The sequence below is a fragment of the Mesorhizobium sp. M4A.F.Ca.ET.022.05.2.1 genome, assembly GCF_003998845.1.
GTDB lineage: Bacteria > Pseudomonadota > Alphaproteobacteria > Rhizobiales > Rhizobiaceae > Mesorhizobium.
Window position 1 is genome coordinate 1 of record NZ_RZOJ01000274.1, and the last position, 8,378, is coordinate 8,378.

2 protein-coding genes and 1 pseudogene are annotated in these 8,378 nt (G+C 66.3%); all 3 read right to left on the reverse strand.

The window, feature by feature from the left end:
• Nucleotides 1–411, reverse strand: a pseudogene (locus EN745_RS24265) (diguanylate cyclase); the annotation flags it as partial.
• A 273-nt stretch (nucleotides 412–684) separates the two neighbouring features.
• Nucleotides 685–6,738 (reverse strand): translocation/assembly module TamB domain-containing protein, encoded by a 6,054-nt coding sequence (locus EN745_RS24270; RefSeq protein ID WP_127422443.1) that lies wholly within the window; start codon nucleotides 6,736–6,738, stop codon nucleotides 685–687.
• On the reverse strand, nucleotides 6,738–8,378 hold a 1,641-nt coding region (locus tag EN745_RS24275), incomplete at its 5' end, for an autotransporter assembly complex family protein (protein ID WP_145992117.1). The genes EN745_RS24270 and EN745_RS24275, both read right to left, overlap by 1 nt.

The window sequence follows — 8,378 nt, forward strand, 5'->3', positions numbered from 1 at the left end:
CGTCACGCCTTTGCGCACATGCAGCACGTATTCGGTGGCGTCGTCGTTCACATCCCAGCTTTCGAGCAGATAGGGACGGAACGTGTATTCAGTGGTGTATTTGACCAGCGGCTCGAGCGCCTGGCGCTCGGCATTGGCGATTTCCGACCAGTCGGACTTGCGCGGGTCCTTCGGATCCTTGACCCACTGCGCGACCTTCAGGATGCCGCCCTTCTTGCCCTGCACGTCCTCGGCCCGTGCCGGGGTCGGATCGGCGAGGCCGAGCATGCCGTAGGCCATCGCCGTGGTCGCGCCGAAGACGCTGGCGAGCGCCAGGAATTCGCGGCGGTCCACCTTGCCTGCCTTGGCTTCTTCGGCCATGGCCAGGATGTGATCCGGAACGCGGTCACCGTTAGATTTGTAGATTGCCATGATTAACTCCCATTGTTGGCTTTCCGCCTTGTAACATTCCGCATCCGGACCGTGATGTCAAAGACGGTCTGGACTGGGAACATGTTGACGAATGTGCAACTTTGGAAGGAGGGCGGTTCGCGCGATAGCGACAGTCTTGACGCAAATTTGCTACTGCGTCGCAGATTTCATTCGATTATGCGCAAACGAATAAACTGAGACATTCAAACGGCATAGGACGGCGCCAGCCGCCTGCTGCGATAGCGCCAAAGGCTGCCCTTCCTGCGACCGGCTTCAGTATTCGCGCTCGTAGAAGATGCCGCCCTTGGCTTCGCCGGCATCGGTGGCCTCGCCACGCAGCTTGACGCCGCGCCCGACATTGAGGTCGATCGCCGCCTTGCCGGAACCCGGCTTGTCGCCCTTCTGGATCGTCACATAGGTACGGTCGTTGAGGTATTTGCCCGCCGAGACGGCGGTGCCGCCCTTCTCGTCGGTGGTGACATCGAGGTCGTCGACGCCGATCGCGCTGCGCAGGTTCTCGAGCAGCGAGGTCGAACCGCCGACGCCGGCCAGTTGCGCGGCGGCCTCCGCCAGCTGCGCGATCTGCAGCGGCGACAGGTTCGACATCGAGCGGCCGAAGATCAGCTGCGCCAGCACCTCGTCCTCCGGCAGTGCCGGCGTCGAGGAGAAGGTGAACTTCGGGTTGGTCGCCTCGCCCGACACGACAATGGTGACGGTGGCGCTGCTCGTCGTCGTGGTCGCTGTCAGGTTGAGGTAGGGCACCAGGGAGCCCGAAAAGCCGACCGTTCCTTCTGTGAAGGTCAGCCGCTTGGCGAGGATCGTCAGCCGCCCGCGCTGCAAGGTGAAGGTGCCGACCGCATGCGGCGAGGAGGCCGGACCGGTCAGCTTGAGCGAGCCGCCAAGCTCGGCGTCGACGCCCCGGCCCTGGATGAATATCTGATTTGGCGCGTTGACGGTGACGTCGAGGGCAAGACCGCCGCCGCCACCGCTGCCGCCGCTGGCGGAAGCCGGGCGCAGCGCCTTGTCCTGCGCGCGCACCGCGGCCGGCGCGCCCTTGTGCCTGACGTTGAGCGCCGCCAGCGAGCCCGGCAGCTTCTCGGGAACGGTGATGACGGTCTTGGCCAGGATGATTGTGCCTGCGACCACCGGCGCCGAGACAAGCGGCCCCTTGATGGTCAGGTCGCCGCCAAGATTGGCGGTCACCACCCGGCCGTCCGTGTAGCGGCCGTCGGTCAGCTTGACCGAAAGATCGGCCGGGAACCCTTGCGCCGGATTGATGCCGACCGTGCCGCTGGCCGACAGGCTGCCGCGCGTCGACAGCGTGCCGGTCAGACGATTGATCCTGGCCACGCCGGCGCCGATCGAGACGTCGGCGGCGATATCGTTGACGGCAAGGCCGGAGCGCGCGTCGACCAGCCGGGCGCCCGACGTGCTGACCGTGCCGCCGATGACCGGCGAAGTCGCCGGGCCGCGCACCTGGACATTGACGTTGGCGGTGCCGCTCAGCGACAGGCCTTGCGCGGCGAGCTTGGCGGCAAGGAAGGAGAACGGCACCTTGCCGGAGAAGTCGAGCACCAGCGCCGGCGTTCCCGCCGTCGTCACCGAGCCGCCGCCCTTCAGGCCGAGCCCTGCGCCGTCGCTGATGTCGGCGTCAAAGGTGAGTTTCTTGCCGGCGAACGTTCCCGACGAGGAAATGTTCATGCCGCCGAGGCCGGCGCTGCGCGTCTGCGCGGTCTGCACGCCGCCGGCGTCGATCTTGAAGGCAACCGACGGATTGGCCGGCGCGCCCGTCACCTTGACCGTACCGGAGATGGAACCTGCAGCATCGAGGCCGCGCGAAAAACTGTTGGCGAGCGAAGCCGGCACCTTGGCCAGCGCGGCATTGATATCGAGCGCCTGTCCGACCTTGCCGGTCACCGTCGCGGTGCCGCCGCCGAGATTGAGCACCAGCCTGTCCAGGCTCGTCGTGCCGTTGGCGATACTGACCGTCGAGGCCTGCGCGATCGCCGCCTTGATGCCTTGCACGGTCGCCTGACCTGAGGTGAGTTCGATGGTCGTGGTGCCATTCGCCACCCTCACCCGCCCGGCGGCCTTGGCCGGAATGTCCTTGACGGTGGCGCCGCCGGAAAAGCCGGTCCAGTCGCCGTCGCGCTTCAGGTCGACATTGATGCCGCTGACCACGGTGCCGCCCGAAGTGACGCTGTCGGCGCGGACCTTGCCGGAGATCACCGGGGCGGCCAGGTAATTGGCGACCAGCGCGTCGATGGCGACGTTCCTGGCCGAGAGGTCGCCACGCGAAATCGCGGCCGTGGTCGCCTTGACGGTGACGTTGGGGCCGTTGGCCGTCTTGGTGAAGGCGATGGTGCCGCTCACGTCGCCTTCGGCCATTTCCAGCGCCAGCGCCGCCAGCGGGCCGATATCGGGCAGGTCGAGCGCGATGGTGCCGGCGGGCACGAAGGCCTCGTCAAGCGCGAGGTCGCCGGAGATCCGGTTCTTCCCGAGCGACAAGAGCAGCCCGTTGATCGCGCTCTTGCCATCGGTGGTCGCCAGCACCGCGCTGCCTTGCAGCGCCTGCCCGGCGACATTGCCGGTCAGTTGCACATTCACCTCCGGATTGGCGGCATCGGCCTTGCCGGTGGCCGTCAGTTTAAGCCCGGTGATTTCGCGCGCCGCCACCGAAAGCCTGTCGCTGTTCACAGTCAACGACAGGTCAGGCGCCAGGCTTGGCCCTTGCGCGTTGAGCGCGAAGGCGATCGCGCCCTTGGCGTCCTTGGACAACAGCGAGATATCGGTCAGGGCGCCCTTGATGTCGGCGCTGAGCCTGTTGTCGGCAAGGCTTGCTTGCCCGTCGGCGGTCAGCGCGCCGGAGGCCAGTTTGACCGAACTGATAGTGACACCGCCATGGGCGTCGCGCTTCATCGCAGCGCTGAGCTGCGTGCGCTCGGCCAGCACGCCGCGCGCCGCCGCCGGCAAAGCCGCCGAGAGGGCGTCGACCTTGAGATTAAGGTCGATGGCGCCGTCGGCCAGCGAGACGCGGCCGTTGAAGGCGCTATCCAACGCCTCGCCCTGCACCGAGCCGCTGTCGATCGTGATCGCGTCCGCGGCGAGGCTGCCGGCGACCTTGGCGGTGATCTTGCCGGCGACCAGCGGCGCGATGGTTGGATTGTCGAGCCCGATCGTCTCCACCGTCACCGTGCCGGAAATCGGTCCGGTGCGGCTCTTCACGTCGAAGGCATCGGAATGCAGCGCTAGCGTGATGCCTTCCGACTTGGTGAAATTCGTCGCGATCGAAGGCAGCACGGCCGAGATGTCGAGCTTCGGCTGCGTGCCCTGCCCGGCCGCCTTCACCGACAGCGCCTGCAATTCAAGCTTGATCGGGCTTTCGGCGCTGCCGAACGACAGCGGCAGGCTTGGACCCGTCGAGACAAGGTCGAGGGCGAAATCACTGGCGCCGTTCGCATTGATGGTGCCGGAAGCCTTGCCGGAAATCTTCTCGCCCGAAAGCGTCGCCTGGTCCAGCACAATACCGCCCGCGGTGGTGAAGCTTCCCAAGGCATTGAGGCTGAGCGGCCCGAGGCCGGCCTGGCGGGTCTGGCTGGTTTCGGCGCCGGTCAATTTGGCATTGAAGCGGACGTCCGGATTTGCCGCCGGGCCGGTGACTTCGGCCGTGCCGTCGAGCGTGCCCGCGGCGTCGAGGCCGGGCGAGAAATCGTTGGCAAGGGCGGCCGGCAGCGCCGAGACCGTGGCCGCGAGGTCGAGCGTCTGGCCGGCCTTGCCGGAGAGCGTCACCGAACCGCCGCCGAGATCGAGCACCAGCCTTTCGATGCTGGTCACGCCATTGGCGATAGAGAGGTTCGACGGCCCGGCGATCGCCGCCTTGATGCCGCGAACGGTGGCTTCGCCTGAGGCGATCTCGACACTGGTGGTGCCGTTCGCGATCCTGACCCGGCCGGCGGCGGTGGCCGGAATGCCGGCAATCGTGGCGCCGCCGCTGAAATTGGTCCAGTCGCCGTCGCGCTTCAGATCGACGCCGATGCCGCTGACGACGGTGGTTCCCGATGTCACCGTATCCGCTTTGATCGTGCCTGATATCGCTGGGCTCTTGAGATAGTTGGCGATCAGCGCGTTGACCGTGATCGCTTTCGCCGCCACCTCGCCGCGCGCGATCGAGCCACTGGCAGCATTGATGGTGAAGGTCGGCGCCTCGCCTTCCTTGGCGAAGTCGATGGTGCCGTTTATGTCGCCGGTCGCCGTTTGTCCGCCGAGCGCCGCCAGCGGCGCAATGTCGGGCACCGCCAGCGTCAGCGTTCCTTGCGGCAGGAAATTGTCCTCGAGCGCAAGGTCGCCGGAAACCTTGTTGTCGCCGAGGGCAAGGCTGAGCCCCTTGATCGAGCGTTTGCCCTCGCTGGTCACCAGCGACGCCCTTATGTCCAGTGCGTGCTCCTCGACGCTGCCGGTCAGCGAGATGTCCGCCTGCGGGCTGGCGATGTCCGCCTTGCCTTTCGCCGAAAGCTTGACGTCCTTGACCGTGCGGCCGGCCGCGGTCAGGCTGGCGCTGTCGGCCGCGACCGAAAAATCCGGCGCAAAGCGCGGACCGCTCGCGGACAGCGTGAAATTGATTCCCCCGGCGAGCGGCGTCCCGGCCAGCGACGACAGCGCCGAGACGTCGCCCAGCGTTCCCGTGACGTTGGCCTGGATGTCCGAGCCTTGCGCGCGGGCGGTGCCGCTGGCGCTGAGCGAACCGGAAGTCAGCGACAACGAATTGGCGGCGAACGCCCCTTGCGGATCGCGGGTGGCGGCCGCCGAGAACATGACGCGCTCGCCAAGCACCGAGCGGATCTGTGGCGGGAGCGCGCTCGACACCGCATCGGCATTCATTTTCAGCTTCATCGCCAGATCGACGAGCGAAACCGTGGCCGTCAGCGAAGCATTCAGCGCATCGCTGCGCAGCGTGCCCTGGTCGACGGAAATCTCGTCCTTGCTGATCGTGCCGGCCAGATCCGCGATGAGCTCGCCAGTCACCAGCGGCTCCAGCGTCGCCACGTCGGTCTTCAGCCCGCCGGCCGAGAGCTTGATCGACAGCGGACCGCTGCGATCCTGGATATCGAAGCCGTCGGAATGGATCGCGGCCGTGAGATCGTTGAGCTGGGTGCCGCCCGCCGCCACAGAAACCAGCGACGCGCCGATATCGACCATCGGCGCCTTGCCGTCGCCGAAGGCACGGGCGGTTGCGTTCTTGACCGCCACGGTGACCGGCTGCGCCTTTGTGCCGACGTCGAGCACCACCGGCTCGGCCTTGGCGGCGAGTTCCACCGACAGGTCGCTGGCGCCCTTGGGATCGACCATGCCCGCGGCCGTGCCGTGCACGGAGCCGCTCTCGACCACCGCCCGCTCGATGTCGACGCCGCCGCTGGGGGTCGCGGTACCGGCGAGATCAAAGCTGGTCTTGCCGGCAAACAACGGCTTCAGCTTCTCGGGCAGGAAGCGCTCGAAATCGCCGTCGCCCTTGGCCTCCACCATATGGCCCTTGTCGGTGAGCTGGTGGCGTCCGGTGAGCTGGGTGACGATCTGACCGTCGACGACGAAAGTGCCGATGCCGCTCCAGTTGCCCAGCGGTCCTGTGCCGGAGACGACGATCTCGACCGGCGGCTGGCCCGGCAGTTGGAGCAGATTTGCGATGATGCCGCCGGTCGGCTCCGACGCCTTGAGATCGAGGTCGAGCTTATTGTCGGCCGGCGCGAAATGCAGCTTGGCGTCGACATTGCCTTGCTTGCCGTCGTGGCGGGTGACCTTGAGAACCGTATCGACCGAGAGCGGCGCGGCTTCGGCCTTGACGAATCCCTTTGCAGCAAGTTCGGCAATGCCGCTGCCGGCCAGCGCCTCGCCCAGCGCGATCTCCGGCAGGTCTACCTGCCTCACGTCGATCGAAACCGGCAGCGATGTCGTGCCGCTCTCCGCCGGCTGATTGCTCGCCAACGGCAGCCGCGCCAGTTCGATCCGCTCGGCAGCAAGGCGGTCGGCGCTGAAGTTCTTCGACAGAAGCGCCAGCGGCGACCAGTCGAGAGCCACCTTGCGTGCCACCAGCCAAGGTCCGCCGCGGTCTTCCACGACGATATGGTCGAGCCTGAGCGCGCCGGACCAGATGCCGTCGATGCCGCTGACGGTGACCTTGCGCTCATCGCTCGATGCCAGGTTCGAGATCATGCCGGCGAGATTGTCGCGCCCGCTCTCGGTCTCGGTCAGCACGACCAGCGCGCCGACGGCCGCCGCCACCACGATGAGTAGCGTGTAGAGAAAAATGCGAAGGATGCGCCAGAACGTCTTCATCAGAAGGCCTGACCAATGCCGGCATAGATGCCGAAACGCGGGTCGCCCGGCCCGCGATTGAGCGGCACCGCCGCATCGACACGCAGCGGCCCGAACGGTGTAAGATAGCGCACGCCGACGCCGGCGCCGACCTTCATATCGGCAAAGTCCGGAAACGACTTCGTCGAAACGGTGCCGGCATCGACGAACGGCACGATGCCGATCGTGTCGGTGATGGCGATGCGCATCTCGACCGAAGTCTCGAAGAAGGAAAGCCCGCCGATCGGCTGTCCGTCGATGTCCTTCGGGCCGATGCCCTGATAGGCATAGCCCCGCACCGAGCCGCCGCCGCCCGAATAGAAGCGCCGGTCGGCCGGAACGCTCTGCAGGCCGGTGCCGACGATGGAGCCGATGCTGGCGCGCTCGGCGAGCACGAATTTGGAAGCTGTGTCCAGCGACTGGTAAGCCGACCCTTCGCCCTTCAGCTTGAGGAACGTCGCGCCGTTCAGTATGTCGTAGCTCGGCTCGGCATAGGCCAGCACCCTGAAACCTCTTGTCGGATTAAGCCGGTTGTCCCTGGCGTCATAGACATATTGCAAGGGTACGCTGGCGATCAGGTAGGTGTGCTTGCCGAACGCGTCGGTGATCCTCGAATAGTCGAGGGCGAATTCCGCCGAAACCCTCTGCTTCTTGTCCAGATCATAGGAGACGCCCATGTTGCCCTTGACCGAGAAATGGTCATAGGCGTCGGGATGCTCGAATACGGTCTTGATGCCGGTGAAGAATTTCGAGGACGGCCCAATCACGCCCGGTTTCTCGAACATGATGCCGGCATTGTAGTTGAGTTCGCCCAGATCGTTGCTGCCGATGCCGCTGATGGCACCCTCGATACGCAGCTTTTCGGCGCGCCCGAACAGGTTGCGGTGGCCCCAATAGCCTTCCAGGCCCAGCCCTTCCGTGTTGGAGACGGTGCCGCCGATGCCGAAATAGCGCGGCTTGCGCTCGCTGACCTGGACGTTGATCGGGATGTTGCCCTCGGTGTCGAGGCTTTCGCCTTCCTTCATCGTCACGCTGTTGAACACCTCCAGTCCGAGCAGCCGGTCGCGCGCGTCGTCGATCTCGTCGGGCGAATATTGGCGGCCGCGCTTCAGCCCAGTCATGTATTCGGTGAAGTCGCGGTCGACCTTCTCGGTTCCGTCGACCGTGGTGTCGCCATAGCCGGCGACCGGCCCGGCCGCGACCGTCAGCGTCACGTCGAGCGTCGAGCTGGCGTGCTCGGCGATGATCTGGCGGTCCGTGATCCTGGCCAGCGGCCGGCCTTCCTGTTTCAGCGCCCGAACGATCAGCGCCTCGGCCTTGAGCACGGCGCCCGAGCCGGCGTCTCCGCCGGCGATCAGGCCGAAATCGGCGCTGGCGAGCCCCGCCGCATCGCCTTCCAGCCTTATGTTGCCCAGCGTGAACTTCGCGCCGGCGGCGATGGAAATGACCACTGGAATAGGTTGCGGCCCCTTGAACTCGGCGTCGGGCGGCAGGTCGTCGAGCGGCTTGCCTTCGATCGTGACGGTGACGACGCCTTCGTAGCGGGCGTCGGCATAGAGGGCGGCGACTAGTTGCTCGCGGTCGGCTCGCGCCTTGGCCAGCAGGCCGAGCGAGCCGGAGAC